Consider the following 17,776-nt stretch of genomic DNA (forward strand, 5'->3'; position numbering starts at 1 on the left):
TCTACCGGTGGTCGGCCACGCCGGGCCGGGCGAGAGTGGGCCCCATGATGACGACGATGCGTGCGGCGGTCTGTACCCGGGCCGGTGGCCCCTCGGTGCTGGAAGTGCGGGACCTTCCGGTCCCGGAGGTGCGGCCGGGCTGGAGCCTGGTGCGGGTGAGGGGAGCGGGCCTGAACCGGTCGGAGCTGCGGACCCGCCAGGGCCACTCCCCGGGCGTCGCCTTCCCGCGGGTGCTCGGGATCGAGTGCGTGGGGACGCTGGCGGCGTCGACCGATCCGGCGCTGGCCGAGGGGACGACCGTCGCGGCGATCATGGGGGAGATGGGCCGGGCCTTCGACGGCGGCTACGCCGAGTACGCGCTGGTGCCGAACGCGCTGCTGATGCCGCTGGTGACGACGCTGCCGTGGGACGTGCTGGCCGCGCTCCCGGAGACCTACCTCACCGCCCAGGGTGCTCTGGACGCGCTGGGTCCGTGCGAGCGGCTGCTGATCCGGGGCGGGACGTCGTCGGTGGGGATGGCGGCGGCGGTGATCGCGTCCGGCCGGGGCATCGCGACCGCGGCCACCACCCGGCAGCCGGCCAAGGCCGGTGCGCTGGGTGTCGACACCGTGCTGATCGACGACGGCGGACCGCTGGGCGAACGGCTGCGGGAGCTCTGGCCGTCGGGCCCGGACGCGGTGCTGGACCTGATCGGGGCCAGGACCGCGGTGGAGTCGCTGGGACTGGTCCGCCGGGGCGGGACCGTGTGCGTGGCCGGGTCGCTCAGCGGGTGGGTGATTCCGGAGTTCGAGCCGGTGGCGATGATCCCGCCCGGGACCCGGCTGACCGCGTTCCACAGCGACTCGATGAAGGGCCGGGCCGGTGGCGACGTGCTGCAACGGGTGGTGCGGGAGGTCGAGGGCGGCCGGTACCGCCCGCACGTCGACCGGGTGTTCGCGCTGGAGGAGGTCGCCGAGGCTCACCGGTACCTGGAGGACGACCGCGCGACCGGGAAAGTGGTCCTGCGTCCGTGACCGCTCGGAGCCGGGCACCGGTGCGCCCGGCCGGTGCCGCGGGTCACGGCGCCGGGACCGCCGTCCACAGCCGGAGTTTCTCCGGGTTGCGCACGACCCAGATGCGGGTGATCCGGTCGTCGGCGAAGCCGAACGCGAACACGGTCACGACGGCGCCGTCCTGTTCGACGACCAGGCCCGGCTGGCCGCTGACGGTTCGCTCCCGGATCGTCTGGCCGCCGGTGGCGCGGGCGGCGAGCGCGATCCAGGTGCTCGCGACCGCGTCGCGGCCTTCGATCGGGTGCGGGAACGTCAGCGCGAGCCCGCCGCCGTCGGCGACCGCGGTGGCGTCCGGGTCGAGCAGTCCGAGGAGCGCGCCGAGGTCCTGCGCTTCCCAGGCGCGTCGGAAGTCGCGCACGAGCCCGGCGTGCTCCGCGGCCGTCCCCGGCCGGGCCGGGCCCGACCGGAGGCGCCTGCGGGCCGAGGACGCCAGCTGCCTGCTGGCCGCCGGCGTGCGGCCGACGACCTCGGCGATTTCGGCGAACGAGAAGCGGAAGACGTCGTGCAGGATGAACGCGACGCGTTCGGCCGGGGTCATCGCATCGAGCATCACGAGGAACGCCATGCTGACGGACTCGTCGAGCGTGACGTGCTCGGCGGGGTCGCTGATCGGGTCGGGCAGCGGCTCCGGGATCCAGTCGCCGACGTAGCGCTCGCGCCGAGCCCGGGCCGAGGTGAGCTGGTTGAGGCTGAGCCGGCCGGCGACGGTGCTCAGCCAGGCGCCCGGGGAGTCGATGGCCTCCTGCTCGGAGCGCGTCATCGCGTACCAGCGGGCGTAGGTCTCCTGCACGACGTCCTCGGCCTCGGCGAGGGAGCCCAGTAGCCGGTAGGCGAGGTTCAGCAGGTGGCGGCGTTCGCTGATCGCGGTCATCGTGTCTCTCCCGGGAGGTGGCTCTCCCAGTACGACACGACAGGGGACCGGAGTGTGAGGTGCCTGCCTCACACTCCGGTGCGCTGATTTGTCGGAGCGGCATGGACACGATCACTGCACCGGGAGTGGAGCGGGCCGCCGCCGCGCTCACCGCCCACGGATTCACCGTCGAGATCCTGGACGACGCCGGGGCCGCGCGGGCCCGGGTCCGGGACCTGGTTCCGGCCCGGGCGAGCGTCTTCACCGGCGCCAGCGAGACCCTGCGTCTCTCCGGGATCGACGAGGACCTCAACGCGAGCGGGCGCTACGACGCTCTCCGGCCCCGCGGCCTCACGATGGATCGGGCCACCAGGGCGGACGAGATCCGGCGGATGTTCGCCTGCCCCGACGTGGCGATCGGCAGCGTCGCCGCGGTGACCGAGACCGGTTCGCTGGTGATCGCCAGCGGTAGCGGGAGTCAGTTGCCGGGATACGCGGGCGGCGCGGCCACGGCGATCTGGGTGGTGGGAGCGCAGAAGGTGGTACCGGATCTGGAGGCGGCGCTGCGGCGGGTGTGGGAGCACTGCCTGCCGCTGGAGAACGAGCGGGCGCTGCGGGCCTACGGGGTTCCCAGCGCGGTGAATCGTCTGCTGGTCCTGAACGCGGAGCCGCGGCCCGGCCGGGCAATCGTGCTGCTCCTGCGCGAGGAGATCGGCTTCTGAGTGGCGGATCGACGGGTGACGTAGGTTCCGAATCGAGATAGCCGGTATCGGCTACCAGCTCGATAGGGTAGACAAGAACGAGGTGTCCGGGGAGCGACGGGGGAGACATGTACTTCGATCCGGCGGTCAGCCTTGCGGGTCTCCTCGTCGGTTTCGTCATCGGCCTGACCGGTATGGGCGGCGGTGCCCTGATGACCCCGGTTCTGGTGCTCGTGTTCGGCGTTCAGCCGTTAGCAGCCGTGTCGAGTGATCTGGTCGCGTCGCTGGTCATGAAGCCGTTCGGCTCCGCGGTGCACATGCGGCGCCGCACGGTCGACTGGGGGCTGGTCCGCTGGCTGGCGCTCGGCGCGGTCCCCTCGGCGTTCGCCGGTGTGCTCGTGATCCGGCTGCTCGGGCGCGGTACCGACGTCCAGCACCTGGTCACGGTCTCGCTCGGCGTCGCTCTGCTGATCGCCGCGGTGGCGATGGTGGCGCGCCTGCTCCTCGACAGCGCCGGGGCGCGCCGGGAGGCTCCGGAGGGCCCGGTTGCCGTGCGGCGGCTGCCCACGGTGCTGACCGGCATTCTCGGCGGCCTGCTGGTCGGCATGACCTCGACCGGTTCCGGCACGGTCATCATCGTCTGCCTCACGCTGATCTATCCGCTGCTGCCGCTGCGCCGGCTGGTCGGCACCGACCTGGTGCAAGCGGTCCCGCTGGTCGGCGCGGCCGCGCTCGGCCACCTGCTGTTCGGTGACTTCCAGCTCGGACTGACGACGTCGCTGCTGGTAGGGGCCATTCCGGGGGTGCTGCTCGGCGCGCGGCTCTCGTCCCGTGCGCCGGACCTGCTGGTCCGTCCGGCGCTGGTCTTCGTGCTCACCGGTACGGCGCTGAAGCTCCTCGGGGCGTCCACCCCGACGCTCGGTCTGACGCTGCTCTTGCTGGCGTTGGTCGGTCTGCCGGCCTGGGCCCTGTTCGACGCCGGACGCCAGGCCCGCAGCGGGTGGGCGTCGGCCGGCGTCGATCGCGGCCGGATGCTGGCGCTGCAGGCGGTGGGCCTGCTCCTCGGGCTCGGGCCGGTGGTCGCCGCGGTGTACTTCGCCCGGGTGCGCCCGCGGTTGCGCGCCGCGGCCGAGGTGCGGCCTCCGCTGGCCGCGCTCGAGCCGGTGTCGTAGCCGCCGGCCCGCCGCGTCAGGGGGTCGTTGATCGCTCCTGCACGTAGGCGAGGAGCGAGGCGAAGCCGTCGGGCATGTCGGCGTCCGTGGCCGACAGCGTGGCGCCGTCGTCGAGCGCGAGCCGGTACGTGGCCGCATCCGGTACGGTCCGGCCGGTACGGCCGGGCTGCGGTTCGGCCCGCGCCGCCGCGACCAGCGCGCTGAGCTGCCGGGCCTCCTCGTCGCTGAGCGTCGCACTGTCGAGAACCTGGGGCGGGCGGCCGAGGTTCAGGGCCGCGCCCCAGCCCCCGGACGTCGTCAGGCTGATCCTCATCCGGCCCCCTCCACGCCGACCTGCTCCCAGGCGTCCCTCACCGCTTGCTGCTCGGTCTGGCCGTAAAGGCGCACCGCCTGAGCGTAGGTGGTGGCGGCGAAGGCGGAGAAGTCCGTGGTGGCGGTCGAGGCCTTCAGCGCCTCGTACCAGATGTGGCCGGGCGCGTTCCAGGAGTTCCCGCCGATGGCCGTGGCGACCAGGTAGAACGCCTTGTTGGGGATGCCGGAGTTGATGTGCACGCCGCCGTAGTCACCCTCGTCGGTGTCGGGGAGGTCGGCGTACCGGTCCATGTGATCGGGCTGCGGGTCCTGGCCGAACTGCGCGTTGTCGTAGGCCGTTCCCGGCGCCCTCATCGAGCGCAGCGCGTCCGCGTCGACGCCGGGCGTGAAGATCTCGGTGCCGACCAGCCAGTCGGCCTCGTCCGCGGTCTGATTCAGCGTCCATTGCTTGACCATCTCGCCGAACGCATCGGAGATGCTCTCGTTGAGCGCGCCCGGCTGGTGGTGGTACTCCAGCGCCGCCGTGTGCTCGGTGACGCCGTGGGTCAGCTCGTGCGCGATGACGTCGATCGAGCCGGTGAAGTCGGTGAACAGCACTCCGTCGCCGTCGCCGAAGACCATCTCGAGGCCGTCCCAGAACGCGTTGTTGAACCGCACGCCCCGGTGGATGTACCCGTTGAGGCGTAACCCGCGGTCGTCGATCGAGTTGCGCCCGAACACCTCGGCGTAGAACTGACGGGTGTCGCCGAGACCGTCGAAAGCCTTGTTGGCGCTGTCGTCCGCCGCGGGCGGGCCGTCTTCGGTCCGGACCACCGCCGCCCGCGCCAGCGCGGAGCCGTTCTCGACGTCGAAGATCGTCCGGCGGCCGTCGGCGGCCATGCCCAGTGACCCGGCCAGTGCGGTGCGCCGGCCCCGGATCGACGCGGAGGTCAGGAGCGAGTTCAGCGCGGTCCGGCGCACGGACCCGTCGTCGCTGTCGAGCAAAGCGCGCAGCAAATAGGGCGGAACGATGCAGTGACGTCGTGTGTGAACAGTCGACATGCGAGTGCTCCCCCAGTGGCCGAGTAAATCGGACGCGACCACCGTAGACCCGCGCGCGGGGCCCGGCTAGAAGATTCGTGGCCGAGACCCGGGCCCCGCGTCGTCTCGGCGGACGCGCGCCGGGAGGCCTCAGGGGCCGAAGGCCCAGGCGCCGGATCGAAGCGCGGCGAGTACTCGTGGCCGCCCACCGTCGTAGGCGAACGTCTCGGTGACGAACTCTCCCGCGACGGACACGCGTCGCTACGCCGGCTCGGCCGCGGCCAGGTAGGCCGCGGCGAGGCGCTCGCGGACGCTCGGTGAGCGCGGCGGGGGCCCGGACCCGAGATGCGCGTGCCGCAGCTCGTCCATGAACTCCTCCCACAGCGCGGGCCCGCCCGCCTCGAGCAACTCGGCACGGATGCGCAGCGCGGGCGACGTGGGCCGGTGCCGGAGCCCCCAGCTGCCGAGCTGCGCGAACACCGGCACGAGCTGGATCGCGGGTTCGGTCAGGCTGTACCGCGCCCGCTGGCCCGGCCGGACGTCGTCGCGGGTGAGCAACTCGGTCTCGACGAGTCGTTTGAGCCGGTCGGCCAGGATGTTCGAGGCGATCCCCTCGATCGAGTTGGCCTGCAGCTCCCGGAAGTAGCGGCGATCTGCGAAGACGATGTCGCGGAGGACCAGCAGGCTCCAGCGATCGCCGAACACCTCGATGGCGGCGTTGATCGGGCACCCCGACCGCGGCTCGTGCGCCTCACCCATAGTGCTTGCAAGTTACCACCAGCGGAGCTACGGTCCGGCCAAGCGGTTGCAAACTACAAGCGGAAGGGGCCGCCGTGCTCACGCCGGTCGCGGAGGGCGTGCTGGTTCACCAGAGCGCGTTCATGCAGAGCAATGCCGTGGTCGTGCAGGGCCGGGACGGGGTGCTGCTCATCGATCCCGGGGTGCAGGACCACGAGATGGCCTGCCTGGACGACGACCTGCGCGGACTGGGCCGGCCCGTGGTGGCGGGCTTCTCCACCCACCCGCACTGGGACCATCTGCTCTGGCGGGCCGGGTTCGGCGACGCGCCCCGCTACGGCACGGCCCGCTGCGCGGCCACCGTCCGCGAGCGGCTGTCGGATCCGGGCGCGATGGCCCGCGTCGCGACGATGATTCCGTCGGACATCGTCGAACGGGTCCCGCTGGACCTGCTCGGTCGCATCGAGGGGCTGCCCGCCGGGACGACGCGGATTCCGTGGGACGGCCCCGACGTCCGGATCCTCGAGCATCAGGCGCACGCCCCGGGCCACGCGTCGCTGGTGATCGAGGATCAGCGGGTGCTGGTCGCCGGCGACATGCTCTCCGACGTCCTGATCCCGATGCTCGACCTGACCGACCCCACGGATCCGGTCGAGCACTACCTCGCGGGGCTGCTGCTGCTCGGCGACGCGGCGGACGACGTCGAGGTCGTCGTCCCCGGCCACGGCTCGATCGGCCGGGGTGCCGAGGTCCGCGCCCGGATCGACCAGGACCGCGCGTACGTGCAGGCCCTGCGCGATCCGGGACCCTCCGCCGACCCGCGCCTGGGCCCCTCGGCCACGTTCGGTCACGGCTGGCTCTCCGCCGCCCACGAACGCCAACTCCAGCGAGTCACGTGACAATTTGAGTCGAAGAGGTTCAATGCGGTAGTGAGCACACAGTCCTGGCAGGCTCCCGGCGATTTACTGGACCGCGCCGGTCGGTGGCTCGCTGCGAAAGTCTGGCTCGGCTGCCTGCTCTCCGGGCTGTTCGCGCTCGGGCGTCACTTCGGCTGGCCGGAAGCGTTGGTCAGCGCCATGGCGGCGCTGGGAGCCCTGGGTCTGGCGGTGGCCGCGGTGTGGCTCCCGGTCTGGACGCGCGAGTACCGGATCGGCATCCCGGTCGTCGACATCGGCCTTCGGCTGATCGTCTGGGCCGGGCTCGCGGCCGCGGTCGTGTCCCTGCTGATCGGCGATCCCGCCGTGGGAACGGTGGCCGGCGCACTCCTGCTGTCGACGGCCTGGCGGACGTTCGGCCGGTCGAGCGAGACCGTGTCCCAGCGAGGCCGGATCCCCGCGCCCCCGGGCAGCTTCTGAGGGTCGGTCACCCCGCCAGAACCAGCGTCTCGTCGGCCAGGGCCGCGTCCTCGGGACGGTGGGTGATCAGCACGGTCGCCCGGTCGGCCGTCGCGGCGAGCAGGTCGGCGGTGAGCGCGTCGGCCGTCTCCTGGTCGAGGTTCGCGGCCGGCTCGTCGAGCACGACGATCGGGAACCCGGCGAGCAGCACACGCGCGAGCGCGAGGCGCTGGCGCTGACCACCGGAAACACGGCTGCCACGCTCTCCGACGAGCGTGTCGAGGCCGCGCGGAAGGCTCCGCACCCAGCCGGCCGCCCGGGCGCGCTCCAGGGCGTCCCACAGAGCGGTTTCCGGAGCCTCCGGAGCGGCGAGCCGCAGGTTCGCACGGATGGTCGAGTCGAACAGGTGCGCGTCCTGCGCGCACCAGCCGACCATCCGTCGCACGTCGTCGGGATCAAGGGTGCCGACGTCGGCACCGCCGACGGTGTAGGTCCCGGAGGTCGGCGGCAGCGTGCGGACCAGCACCGCCGCGAGCGTCGACTTCCCCGACCCCGACGGGCCCAGCACCACGACCCGCTTTCCCGCCGTGAGCCTCAGCCGGACGCCCCGGAGCGCCGGTCGCTCCGCGCCGGGCCACGTGGCGTCGACGTCCGTGAGCACCAGCGGAAACGGCGACTCCGGGCACCGCGCGGGCGCACGCGGGACCGGCAGCACCGACGGGGCGTCGACGATCTCGGCCACCCGTCGCCGGGCCTGCCGGACCCGGGGGAGCGCCTGGGCCGCGGCCGGCAGGGCCGCGACCGACTCGAACGCGGCCAGCGGGAGCAGGACGACGGTCGCCAGCGCCACGCCGTTCAGGGTCCCGTCGTGGACGGCGGCCGCCCCGGCGACCAGCGCGGCGAGCACCGCCGCGCCGGAGCAGACGGCCACCAGTCCGGCTCCGAGCCCGGCGGCGTAGGCCGAGCGACCCGCCGCCCGGGTGAGGCGACGGTCGATCGCCGCGGTCGAGGCCAGCCGGGCGTCGAAGGCCCCGGCCACGGCGAGTTCCCGGCCGTGCGTCAGCAGTTCCACGACCCCGGAGGTGAGCCGGCCGCGGTCGGTGGCCAGAGCCTGCTCGGCGCGGCGGGCGACGACGGTCGTGAGCCAGGGGACGACCACCCCGGCGACGAGCAGCACGGTGCCCAGCGCCAGGCCGGCCGCGGGCAGCAGCAACGCGGCCACCAGCGCGGATCCCAGCCCGGTGACGGTAGCGATCCCGGCCGGAAGGAGAACGCGGAGGTAGCGGTCCTGCATCGTGTCGACGTCGGCGACGAACCGGGTCATCAGCTCACCGCGGCGGTAGGCCGGTACCCCGGCCGGACCGATCCGGACCAGCGCCGCGTAGACCCGGGTGCGGAGTCCGGCGAGGAGGCGGAACGTCGCGTCGTGGGAGAGGAGGCGCTCGGCGTACCGCAGCACGCCCCGGCCCAGGCCGAACGCCCGGACGGCGGTGACGGCGACGGCCAGGTCGAGGATCGGCGGGTGCTGCGACGCCCGGCTGATCAGCCAGCCGGAGGTCGCCAGCAGCGCGATCCCACACCCCAGCGCGGCGCTGCCGGCGGCGCCGGCCGCCAGCAACCGGCCACGCGGGGCGCCGGACCCGCCGTTCATGCGGCCACCCCCTCGGCCGCGGTCGGCGCCGGAGCAGAGGTCACGACGGTCGATCCGGACGTCACCGGGGCCAGCGACATCTCGTGGTCGGCCAGGGCGAGCAACTCGGTGCGGTGGGTGACGAGGACGGCGGTGCGGCCAGGGAGCCAGGTGCGCAGCGCCCCCCGGATGCGCTGTTCGGTCTGCGGGTCGAGGTTCGCCGTCGGCTCGTCGAGCAGCACGATTCTCGGGTTGCGCAGGAAGGCGCGGGCCAGCCCGACCCGCTGGCGCTCTCCGGCCGACAGGCCGGCGCCGTCTTCGCCGACGAGCGTCTCGAGGCCGTCCGGGAAGCTCGCCGGATCGAGGGCGGCCCGCTCGGCGGCGAGCGCCACCGCGGAGCCGGTCGCGTCCGGACGGCCCAGCCGGATGTTCGCCGCTATCGACCCCACCACCAGCGCGGGCCGCTGCGGCACCCAGGCCACGGACGCCCAGTAGGTCGCCGGATCCAGGTCAGCCACGTCGGTACCACCGATCCGCACCGTCCCCGAGACCGGCCGGACCAGCCCGAGCAGAGCCGCCACCACCGTGGACTTCCCGGTCCCGCTGGCCCCGACCAGCGCGGTCACCCGGCCCGACGGGAACGTCATCGACGCGTGGTCCAGCGCCGGTTCGCCCCGGTCGGGGTAGTGCACGGTCACGGCATCCAGCACCAGGTCACCGAGGACGAGGTCGGTCCGTGTCCCGGGCGTCGGCGCGGGAGACTCCAGCACCGCGAACACCTTCTCGGCCGCTTCGAGACCCTCGGCGCTGGCATGGAACTGCGCCCCCACGGCGCGCAGCGGCAGGTACACCTCCGGCGCGAGGATCAGCACGAGCAGTCCGGTCTGCAGGGTCAGGGATCCGTCGACCAGCCGCAGCCCGACCGACACCGCGACCAGCGCGACCGACAGCGTCGCGAGCAGCTCCAGCACGAGCGACGACAGGAACGCCGCGCGCAGCACGCCCATCGTCGTCCGGCGGTAGTCGTCGGTGATCCGGCGCACGGTCGCGACCTGCGCGGAGGCCCGCCCGAACCCGACCAGCGTCGGCAGCCCGGTCACCACGTCCAGGAAGTGCCCGGACATCCGCGACAGGGCGTCGAACTGCCGGTCGGTGCGGGCCTTGGTCCAGCGACCGATCAGGATCATGAACACCGGGATCAGCGGCAGCGTCAGCCCGACGATCAGCGCGGTCAGCCAGTCCGCGGCCAAGAGCCGAGTCCCGACGATCACCGGGACGACGACCGCCAGCACGAGCTGAGGCAGATACCGGGCGAAGTACCCGTCGAGCGCGTCCACCCCTCGGCTGACCAGCGCCGCCAGGCCCCCGGCCCCGTGGTCTCCCGCCCCGCCGCTCCCGTCCTGCGCGGCTCCCTCCTGTGCGGCTCCGTCCTCCGCGACGCCGGCCTCCGGAGCTCCGGCCGACGTGGCGGCCCGGCGGAGGACGGCCTGCCGGAGGTCGGACTTCACCGCGGCCGCGGCGCGGAAGGCCGCGACCTCCTGCACCCACGCCAGCCCCGCCCTCCCCGCGAGGATCAGCGCCAGCGCGACCAGCGTCCCCCGAATGCCGTCCGGGCCGGCGCCGGTCCGGAAGACGGTGACGATCGCCTCGGCGAGGAGCGTCGCCTGGGCCACGAGCAGCACCGCTCCGAGCACGCCGGTCAGCACGGCGGCGGCGAGGAACCAGCGGGTGGCCCGTGCGTAGCGCAGCAACCGCGGATCCAGGGGCTTCATCAGTGCGCGACCGGGATGTCGCTGGTGCCGATCCGCTTCCGGAACACCCAGTACGACCAGGCCTGATAGCACAGCACGACCGGCGTGACGATCCCGGCGACCCACGTCATGATCGTCAGCGTGTACGGCGTCGAGGACGCGTTCGTCGTGGTCAGGCTGTTGGCCGCCGTGGTCGTCGACGGCATCACGTCCGGGAACAGCGCGGTGAACAGGCTGGCCACCGCGAGCAGGATCGTGGCCCCGGTCGCGAGGAACGCCCACCCCTCCCGGCCCCGCCGTGCCAGCACCGCGGCGCTGATCAGCGCCACCGCGGCCAGCAGCACGGTCACCCAGGTGACCGGCTTTCCGTGCGCGAGTTGCGTCCAGAGAAGAAAGACGGCGGCGACGACGATCGTGGGGACCGCGATCCGGACGGCCAGCGCCCGCGCCCGGTGGCGGATCTCGCCGTGGGTCTTCAAGGACAGGAACACCGCGCCGTGGAACGCGAACAGCAGAAGGGTGGTGACCCCACCCAGCAGGCCGTAGGGGTTGAGCAGCGTGAACAGGTTTCCGGTGTACTCGTGGCCGCTGTCCAGCGGCACGCCCCGGACGATGTTCGCGAAGGCGACTCCCCAGAGCAGCGCGGGCACGAACGAACCCACGGTGAGGCAGAGGTCCCAGCCCCGCTTCCAGGCCGCCGAGTCGCGTTTGCCGCGGTACTCGAACGCGACGCCGCGCACGATCAGCGCGACCAGGACCAGTAACAACGGCAGGTAGAAGCCGCTGAACAGGGTCGCGTACCACTCCGGGAACGCGGCGAACGTGGCGCCGCCGGCGACCAGCAGCCAAACCTCGTTGCCGTCCCAGACCGGACCGATCGTGTTGATCAGCACCCGGCGTTCGGCGTCGTCGCGGCCGAGGATCGGCAGCAGCATCCCGACGCCGAAGTCGAAGCCTTCGAGGAAGAAGTAGCCGATCCAGAGGACGGCGATCAGCAGGAACCAGACGGTAGTGAGCTCCATTGTCCTGTCCCTCTAGTAGGCGAATGCCATCGGGCGGTCTTCGGACGGCTCCACCGCGGGCTCGGGGCCGGCCTTGGCGTACTTGACCATCAGCCCGACCTCGATCACCGCGAGCACGCCGTAGAGCAGCGTGAAGACCGCGAGCGAGGTGGCGATCGTGCCGGCGGAGACGGTCGGCGAGACCCCGTCGGCGGTTTTGAGAGCGCCGTAGACCACCCACGGCTGGCGGCCCATCTCGGTGAAGATCCACCCGAACGAGTTGGCCAGGATCACCGCGGGCAGCGACCACACCGCGACCCGCCACAGCCATCGGGGCACGGCGTCACCCCCGCTGCGCCGCCGTCGCAGGCGGCGCCCCGGCCGGCCCAGCAGGAGGAGCAGGGCCGCGGCGACCCCGGCCGCCAGCAGGCCCAGGCCGATCATCAGGCGGAACGACCAGTACGTGATCGGGACGTTCGGGCGGTAGTCACCCGGTCCGAACGCGGCCTCGGAATCGCGCTGGACGTCGTTGACACCCTCGACCCGGCCGTTCCAGCTGCCGGTCGCGAGATAGGACAGCAGACGCGGGACGCGGATCGAGAACACCTCGTCGTCGCCGTTGAGCGACCCGATCGTGAACAGCGAGAACGACGCCGGGGCGACCGTGTCGTAGAGCGCCTCGGCCGCGGCCATCTTCATCGGCTGCTGCTCGGTCATGATCTTGGCCTGGGCGTCCCCGCTGATCACGACGCCGACGGCGGACCCGAGCAGCACCCACGCCGCGAGCTTCAGCGACGGACGCATCACGTCGGTGTTGCGGCCCCGGGCCAGGTGCCAGGCCGCGACCGCGATCATCAGCGCCGCCCCGGTCATGAACGCGGCCAGGACGACGTGCGGGAACGCGCCGAGCGTCGTCGAGTTCGTGAGGACGGCGGGGAAGTCGGTCAGCTCCGCCCGGTGGGTCGACGGGTTGATCCGGTAACCGACCGGGTGCTGCATCCAGGAGTTCGCGGCCAGGATGAAGTAGGCCGAGAGGATCGTGCCGATCGCGGCGGCCCAGATCGTCGCCAGGTGGACGCGCTGGGGCAGGCGGTCCCAGCCGAAGATCCACAGCCCGAGGAACGTCGATTCGAGGAAGAACGCGAGCAGGCCCTCGATGGCCAGCGGTGCGCCGAAGATGTCGCCCACGTAGCGGGAGTAGTCGCTCCAGGCCATGCCGAACTGGAACTCCTGGACGATCCCGGTGGCGACGCCCAGCGCGAAGTTGATCAGGAAGAGCTTGCCCCAGAAGCGGGCGGCGCGACGGTACACGTCGTTGCCGGTGCGGACGTACGCGGTCTGGAGGATCGCGGTCAGCAGCGACAAGCCGATGGTGATGGGGACGAAAATGAAGTGGTACACGGTGGTGACGCCGAATTGCCACCGCGCGATGTCGAGCTGATCCATGGCTCCCACTCGACCATCGGGTGGGCGTCCGGCGGCAGGGACGAAGGTCCCGGGACGTCGGGCCCACGGTCGTGGTCGGGAGGCCCGGCCGGCGGACGACGAGGGGGACGCCGGCGTTAGGGTCCGACGGTGCTGGTTGATCTCACCCAGGGCGTCGGCCTGCGCCGCGCGACCGAAGCCGACCTGCCGGCCGTGCTGGCGCTGCTGGCCGCCGACCAGCTCGGTGCCCGGCGCGAGAGCATCGACGACCTCGCCCCGTACCGGGCCGCGTTCGCGGCCATCGATGCGGATCCCGCGCAGCTGCTCCTGGTGGCCGAGGCCGGCGGCCGGGTGATCGGGACGTTCCAGCTGACGTTCATCCCCGGTCTGGCCCGGCGGGGTGCGCTCCGGGCCCAGATCGAGGCGGTCCGGGTCGCGGACGAGTTCCGCAGCCGGGGGCTGGGCGCCGCGATGATGCGGTGGGCGGTCGACGAATCCCGCCGGCGGGGGTGCGCCCTGGTTCAGCTGACGTCGGACAAGTCGCGGCCCGACGCGCACCGGTTCTACGAGCGGCTCGGCTTCGTCCGCTCGCACGACGGCTTCAAGCTGGCGTTGTAGCTCGTACCCGGGTCGCTCGGACGCAGGCGGGCGAAGCGTTCCCGGGCGAGTTCCTGGAGTTTGTCCCAGCCGGGCGACTGGTCGCAGACCGCGCTCCGGACGAGCGCCTGAAAGTCCGAGCCCCCGTTGAACGCCGAGTCGTCCCAGCCCGAGCGGCTCACGGTCAGGTCGACCAGGCGGCGCGCGATGTCCTCCAGCGCCGGATCGGACGGCTCCGCGTCGAACGCCCGGTCGAAGTCGCACAGCAGGGCCCGGATCGCCGGGTCGGCGAGCCCGGCGCTGCGCTCCCGGATCCGCGCCGTCACCACGTCCGGCTCCACCGCCCAGGCGAGCATCCACAGATCGCGTTCGATCCGGAGGTAGCGCTCGCTCGCACCGGCCGCGCGCAAAGCGTCCAGATAGTCGGCGATCAGTTCCGGGACGTACAGCCGGTCGCCAGCGGTCAGCGCACGCACGCGGTGCCGCGCCGCGGTGAGCTCGGTGATGCGTGCGGAGAGCGCGTAGTCGATCTCGTTGATGGCCTGGGTGAACTCGGCCGCCTCAGCGGTCCGCAGCTGCCTGATCCGCGCCAGCGGCACCCCGGCGGCCGCGAGCGTCGTGATCTGGACGAGGTCGATGACCTGCTGCGGGCCGTACCGGCGGTAGCCGGAGCCGTCCCGCTCGGGCTCGGCCAGCAGCCCACGCTGGTGGTAGTAGCGCACGGTCCGGACGCTCACCCCGGCGTAGGCCGCCACCTGCCCGATCGTGATCACGCGTCTCTCCGGTAGGAGCGGACCGCCCACAGGTAGCCGACGGTGGCCGTGCCCGTGCACCAGGCCAGCGCGATCCCGACGCTGCCACCGGCCGGTGCGCCCGTCAACAGCGCGCGGAGACTGTCGACGACGGGCGTCATCGGCTGGTGCTCGACGAACCAGCGGATGCCGCGGCTCGCCGACGCGGGCGGCACGAACGCGCTGGACAGGAACGGCAGGACGGTGGCGATGAGCTGCGCGGCGCTGTTCGCGCCGGTCGGCGTCCGGGCGGCGAGGCCGACCCCGACCGAGAGCCAGGTCAGCGCGAACGCGAACGCGGTGGCGACACCCGCGGCGGCCAGCCAGCCGGCCGGGCCGGCCGAGGGACGGAAACCGGCCACGACCGCGGTGCCGGTCACCGCGACGACCGCCAGCATCGTCCGCAGCAGCCCACCGGCGACGTGACCGGCCAGGACGGCACCGCGGGCGATCGGCATCGCGCGGAAGCGGTCGATGATGCCCTCCTTGGCGTCGGTGGCCACGCTGATCGCCGAGGGCGCCGAACCGGCCGCGATCGTCATCATCAGGATCCCCGGCGTGAGGAAATCCACGTAGTTCCCCGGCCCGACGCTCAGCCCGCCGAAGACGTACACGAACAGCAGCAGCATCAGGACCGGCAGCGCGACCGAGACGACGATGATCACCGGATAGCGCACCGCGTGACGCAGTTCGCGGCCGACCATCGTCGCCACGTCGTCGAGCGGCCTCATCGGGCGGCCCCGCCGCCGGTCAGCGCGAAGAAGACGTCGTCGAGATCGGGCCGGTGAACGGTGAGATCGTCGAGAGGCACCGTGAGGCGCCGCACCACGTCCGGAGCGCCGGGCACACGAAGTTCGAGCGCGTCGTCGTCCCGGGACCCTTCGGGCAGGTCGGCCGCAGCCCGGGCCAGGTCGGCGGGGGAGGCGAAGCGCAGCACGAGGTGCGCGCCCGGAACGCGTCGCTTCAGTTCGTCGGCCGTGCCTTCGGCGACGACCCGGCCGCCGTCGAGCACGGCGATTCGGTCCGCCAGCCGGTCGGCCTCGCCGAGGTACTGGGTGGTCAGGAAAACCGTCACGCCGTCGCGGACGAGTTCGCGGACGATCTCCCAGGTCGTGTGCCTGCTGCGAGGGTCCAGACCGGTGGTCGGTTCGTCGAGGAAGATCAGCCGGGGCCGGCCCATCAGCGTCATCGCGAGGTCGAGGCGGCGTCGCATGCCGCCGGAGTAGGTGGACGGCAGTCGGCCCGCGGCCTCGGTGAGCTCGAAGCGCTCGAGGAGACCGGCCGCGCGCCGTTGCCGCTCGGCCCGGGACAGGTGATGGAGCCGCCCCATCAGCCGGAGGTTCTCCGCGCCGGTCAGCATGTCGTCCACCGCGGAGAACTGGCCGGTGACCCCGATCGTGGCGCGGATCGCGTCCGCCTGGGTGCGGAGGTCGTGACCCAGGACCCGCACGGAGCCGCCGTCGGGTGCCCGCTGGGTCGAGAGGATCCGGACCATCGTCGTTTTGCCCGCGCCGTTGGGGCCGAGCAGAGCGAAAACCCCGCCCTGCGGGACGGTGAGGTCGACGTCGTTCAGGACGACGTGGTCACCGAAGCTCTTGCGCAGGCCGGTGACGACGATCGAAGGAATCATGGGCCCATGCTCGGGGCCTGACGCTGCGTCAGGGTCAAGTCGCGGACAGGGCCCGGGTATCGCCGGTCACGGAGGCCGCCCCGACGTCCTCTCAGGGCTCGGTGGGATGCAGGCCGATGTTCTCGTGAGGGACGTAAAGCTGCACCCACGAACCGTCCACTTCCTCCGGCGGTTCGCCTCCGGTGAAGTCCACCTGGATCAGCGAGCCGCCGAAATCGAGCACCCACGAACCCTCGGAGGTCCGCAGCAGCCGGCCACGGAAAACGAGGCAATGCCCGCCCGGCCGAATCGCCGGTCCGGGTTCGTCGGCCCGGCGCGTTCTGGTCCCCCAGGCGAACGGGAGATCGATCGTCCACTCGACGTGGTGGAGCCCCGGCGAAACGTCCCGCGGGCCGCACCACTGCACTGACGTCCTTCCCACGGGCGTCTGGATCTGTACGAGCGGGAACGGGCTCCAGGGAAACTCCTGGACTTTCTCCACCTCGATCAGCACTTCTCGATGGTGCCGGGGGCGCGCCACCGGAACCTCAGCGGCGCGGGGCGCGTGTCGTTGGGTGTGACCTCTCTCAACGCCCGGCTGTCGGCGCTCAAGGCTGACCCGATGAACTCGTCCCTCGAACGGTCGCTCGATTACTACTACGGGGACGCCGAGCGCGATGCGGCGCTCGACGCGTTCTACCGGCAGTTCGTGCGTCCGGGTGATCTGGTGTTCGACATCGGCGCGCACGTCGGTGACCACATCGGGTGTTTCCGCAGGCTGGGAGCCCGGGTCGTGGCACTGGAGCCCCAGCCGCTGTGCGGCCACGCACTCCGGACGCTCTACGGGGACGACCCGGACGTCGTGCTGGTTCCGGCGGCGTGCGGGGGCTCGTCGGAGGCGTCGGTGACGTTTTACGTGAACTCCGACAATCCGACCGTGTCGACCGTGTCGCGGGACTTCGTGGCCGCCGCCGACGGGGCGGGCGGCTGGGAGGGTCAGGTCTGGGACAGCGAGATCCAGGTGCCGGTGGTGACGTTCGACGAGCTGATCCGGGAGCACGGGACGCCCGCGTTCACGAAGGTCGACGTGGAGGGGTTCGAGGAGTCGGTGCTCGCCGGGCTGAGCGTGCCGGTGCCCGCGTTGTCGTTCGAGTTCACGACGATCGAGCGGGCGGTGGCGGCGCGGGCACTGGAGCGGGCGTCGGCACTGGGATTCGAGGCGTTCAACGTGTCGCTGGGCGGGAACCTGGCGCTCGAGTTCGCGCAGTGGGTGCCGGCGCCCGGCCTGGCCTCGTACCTGGCCGGGCTGCCGCACGACGCGAACTCCGGGGACGTCTACTGCCGTCCGGCCTGAGGCCGGGGGAGTACGTCCGGGTCTCGGCGCGTGAGGGTCACGCCCACGGCGAAGATCCAGTAGCCGATCAGGGACGCGGTGAGCGCGGAATTGCCCCAGCCCAGCGCACTGTAGAAGGTCGAAGCCTGGTTCCGAAGTACAACGACGGTACGAACGCGAGGTTGACCAGGGCGATCGCGTAGGCCGCGACGACGCTCCACTGTGGCAGAACGCCGGTGCGCCTGATCGCTCGACCGGCCGCACCCAGCAGCAGAACGGTGAGGGCGCGGCCGATCGAGCCGTGGATCAAGATCACCCCGGCGGCCAGTGGACCGGTCGTGGTCGGGTCGACCGCGGCCCCACCGGCGTCGTAGAGGACGCCTGAGGAAGTAGAGCGGCACGCTGGCGTAGCTGCCGAGGCCGACGACGATGCCGGCCAGCCCGGTCAGGCGAGAGGTTG

19 protein-coding genes are annotated in these 17,776 nt (G+C 72.4%); 7 read left to right on the top strand and 12 right to left on the bottom strand.

Annotation, left to right across the window (positions count from 1 at the left end; genetic code table 11):
- Positions 1–47 precede the first annotated feature (47 nt).
- Entirely contained in the window at positions 48–1,013 is a 966-nt protein-coding gene (locus ACIBZJ_RS37625) for a zinc-binding dehydrogenase (protein ID WP_395938446.1), read from the top strand.
- Positions 1,014–1,056: 43 nt separating this feature from the next.
- Here ACIBZJ_RS37625 and sigJ read toward each other — a convergent pair whose 3' ends face one another.
- Positions 1,057–1,923 (bottom strand): RNA polymerase sigma factor SigJ, encoded by an 867-nt coding sequence (gene sigJ / locus ACIBZJ_RS37630; protein ID WP_395938405.1) that lies wholly within the window; start codon positions 1,921–1,923, stop codon positions 1,057–1,059.
- Between the two features lie 101 nt (positions 1,924–2,024).
- Between sigJ and ACIBZJ_RS37635 the strand changes: the two genes are divergently transcribed.
- Together ACIBZJ_RS37635 and ACIBZJ_RS37640 are read left to right on the top strand one after the other, a co-directional pair.
- On the top strand, positions 2,025–2,624 hold the full coding sequence (locus tag ACIBZJ_RS37635; protein WP_395938406.1) for an LUD domain-containing protein: 600 nt from the start codon (positions 2,025–2,027) through the stop codon (positions 2,622–2,624).
- A 107-nt stretch (positions 2,625–2,731) separates the two neighbouring features.
- Positions 2,732–3,775 (top strand): sulfite exporter TauE/SafE family protein, encoded by a 1,044-nt coding sequence (locus tag ACIBZJ_RS37640; RefSeq protein WP_395938407.1) that lies wholly within the window; start codon positions 2,732–2,734, stop codon positions 3,773–3,775.
- 16 nt (positions 3,776–3,791) lie between these two features.
- On the opposite strand, the gene ACIBZJ_RS37645 is transcribed toward ACIBZJ_RS37640, so the two are convergent.
- From ACIBZJ_RS37645 to ACIBZJ_RS37655, 3 genes are all read right to left on the bottom strand, one after another.
- Positions 3,792–4,088, bottom strand: a complete 297-nt coding sequence (locus ACIBZJ_RS37645) for a protealysin inhibitor emfourin (protein ID WP_395938408.1) — start codon at positions 4,086–4,088, stop codon at positions 3,792–3,794.
- Entirely contained in the window at positions 4,085–5,128 is a 1,044-nt protein-coding gene (locus tag ACIBZJ_RS37650) for a M4 family metallopeptidase (RefSeq protein ID WP_395938409.1), read from the bottom strand. Before ACIBZJ_RS37650 ends, ACIBZJ_RS37645 begins: the two co-directional genes overlap by 4 nt.
- A 240-nt stretch (positions 5,129–5,368) precedes the next feature.
- Entirely contained in the window at positions 5,369–5,866 is a 498-nt protein-coding gene (locus ACIBZJ_RS37655) for a winged helix-turn-helix transcriptional regulator (protein WP_395938410.1), read from the bottom strand.
- A gap of 74 nt (positions 5,867–5,940) precedes the next feature.
- Between ACIBZJ_RS37655 and ACIBZJ_RS37660 the strand changes: the two genes are divergently transcribed.
- The gene (locus ACIBZJ_RS37660; RefSeq protein ID WP_395938411.1) at positions 5,941–6,744 is read left to right on the top strand and encodes an MBL fold metallo-hydrolase; all 804 of its coding nucleotides are present in this window, start codon (positions 5,941–5,943) and stop codon (positions 6,742–6,744) included.
- Between the two features lie 30 nt (positions 6,745–6,774).
- On the top strand, positions 6,775–7,200 hold the full coding sequence (locus ACIBZJ_RS37665; protein ID WP_395938412.1) for a hypothetical protein: 426 nt from the start codon (positions 6,775–6,777) through the stop codon (positions 7,198–7,200).
- A gap of 7 nt (positions 7,201–7,207) precedes the next feature.
- Here the strand turns inward: ACIBZJ_RS37665 and cydC are convergent, their stop codons facing one another.
- From cydC to ACIBZJ_RS37685, 4 genes are read right to left on the bottom strand one after another with little or no spacing between them, the layout of a single operon-like run.
- A complete protein-coding gene (cydC, locus tag ACIBZJ_RS37670) occupies positions 7,208–8,830 on the bottom strand; it encodes a thiol reductant ABC exporter subunit CydC (RefSeq protein ID WP_395938413.1) in 1,623 nt (540 codons plus the stop codon).
- The gene (gene cydD, locus ACIBZJ_RS37675; RefSeq protein ID WP_395938414.1) at positions 8,827–10,581 is read right to left on the bottom strand and encodes a thiol reductant ABC exporter subunit CydD; all 1,755 of its coding nucleotides are present in this window, start codon (positions 10,579–10,581) and stop codon (positions 8,827–8,829) included. Before cydD ends, cydC begins: the two co-directional genes overlap by 4 nt.
- Positions 10,581–11,582, bottom strand: coding sequence for a cytochrome d ubiquinol oxidase subunit II (gene cydB / locus ACIBZJ_RS37680; protein ID WP_395938415.1), 1,002 nt, complete (start codon positions 11,580–11,582; stop codon positions 10,581–10,583). The genes cydD and cydB overlap by 1 nt, the downstream gene beginning before the upstream one ends.
- A gap of 12 nt (positions 11,583–11,594) precedes the next feature.
- On the bottom strand, positions 11,595–13,007 hold the full coding sequence (locus ACIBZJ_RS37685; RefSeq protein WP_395938416.1) for a cytochrome ubiquinol oxidase subunit I: 1,413 nt from the start codon (positions 13,005–13,007) through the stop codon (positions 11,595–11,597).
- A 129-nt stretch (positions 13,008–13,136) separates the two neighbouring features.
- Here ACIBZJ_RS37685 and ACIBZJ_RS37690 point away from each other — a divergent pair, with 129 nt between their 5' ends.
- Positions 13,137–13,604: a GNAT family N-acetyltransferase gene (locus ACIBZJ_RS37690; protein ID WP_395938417.1), complete on the top strand. Its 468-nt coding sequence runs from the start codon at positions 13,137–13,139 to the stop codon at positions 13,602–13,604.
- Here ACIBZJ_RS37690 and ACIBZJ_RS37695 read toward each other — a convergent pair.
- From ACIBZJ_RS37695 to ACIBZJ_RS37710, 4 genes are all read right to left on the bottom strand, one after another.
- A complete protein-coding gene (locus ACIBZJ_RS37695; protein ID WP_395938418.1) occupies positions 13,550–14,356 on the bottom strand; it encodes a MerR family transcriptional regulator in 807 nt (268 codons plus the stop codon). The two genes, ACIBZJ_RS37690 and ACIBZJ_RS37695, sit on opposite strands and share 55 nt — an antisense overlap.
- Positions 14,353–15,105, bottom strand: coding sequence for an ABC transporter permease (locus tag ACIBZJ_RS37700; protein ID WP_395938419.1), 753 nt, complete (start codon positions 15,103–15,105; stop codon positions 14,353–14,355). Before ACIBZJ_RS37700 ends, ACIBZJ_RS37695 begins: the two co-directional genes overlap by 4 nt.
- Positions 15,102–16,004, bottom strand: coding sequence for an ABC transporter ATP-binding protein (locus tag ACIBZJ_RS37705; protein WP_395938420.1), 903 nt, complete (start codon positions 16,002–16,004; stop codon positions 15,102–15,104). Before ACIBZJ_RS37705 ends, ACIBZJ_RS37700 begins: the two co-directional genes overlap by 4 nt.
- Positions 16,005–16,095: 91 nt before the next feature.
- Complete coding sequence (locus ACIBZJ_RS37710; protein ID WP_395938421.1) at positions 16,096–16,497, bottom strand: hypothetical protein; 402 nt, start codon at positions 16,495–16,497, stop codon at positions 16,096–16,098.
- A gap of 108 nt (positions 16,498–16,605) precedes the next feature.
- Between ACIBZJ_RS37710 and ACIBZJ_RS37715 the strand changes: the two genes are divergently transcribed.
- A complete protein-coding gene (locus ACIBZJ_RS37715) occupies positions 16,606–17,337 on the top strand; it encodes an FkbM family methyltransferase (RefSeq protein ID WP_395938422.1) in 732 nt (243 codons plus the stop codon).
- Positions 17,338–17,776 lie beyond the last annotated feature (439 nt).

This window comes from Cryptosporangium sp. NPDC051539 (genome assembly GCF_044454545.1).
Lineage (GTDB): Bacteria > Actinomycetota > Actinomycetes > Mycobacteriales > Cryptosporangiaceae > Cryptosporangium.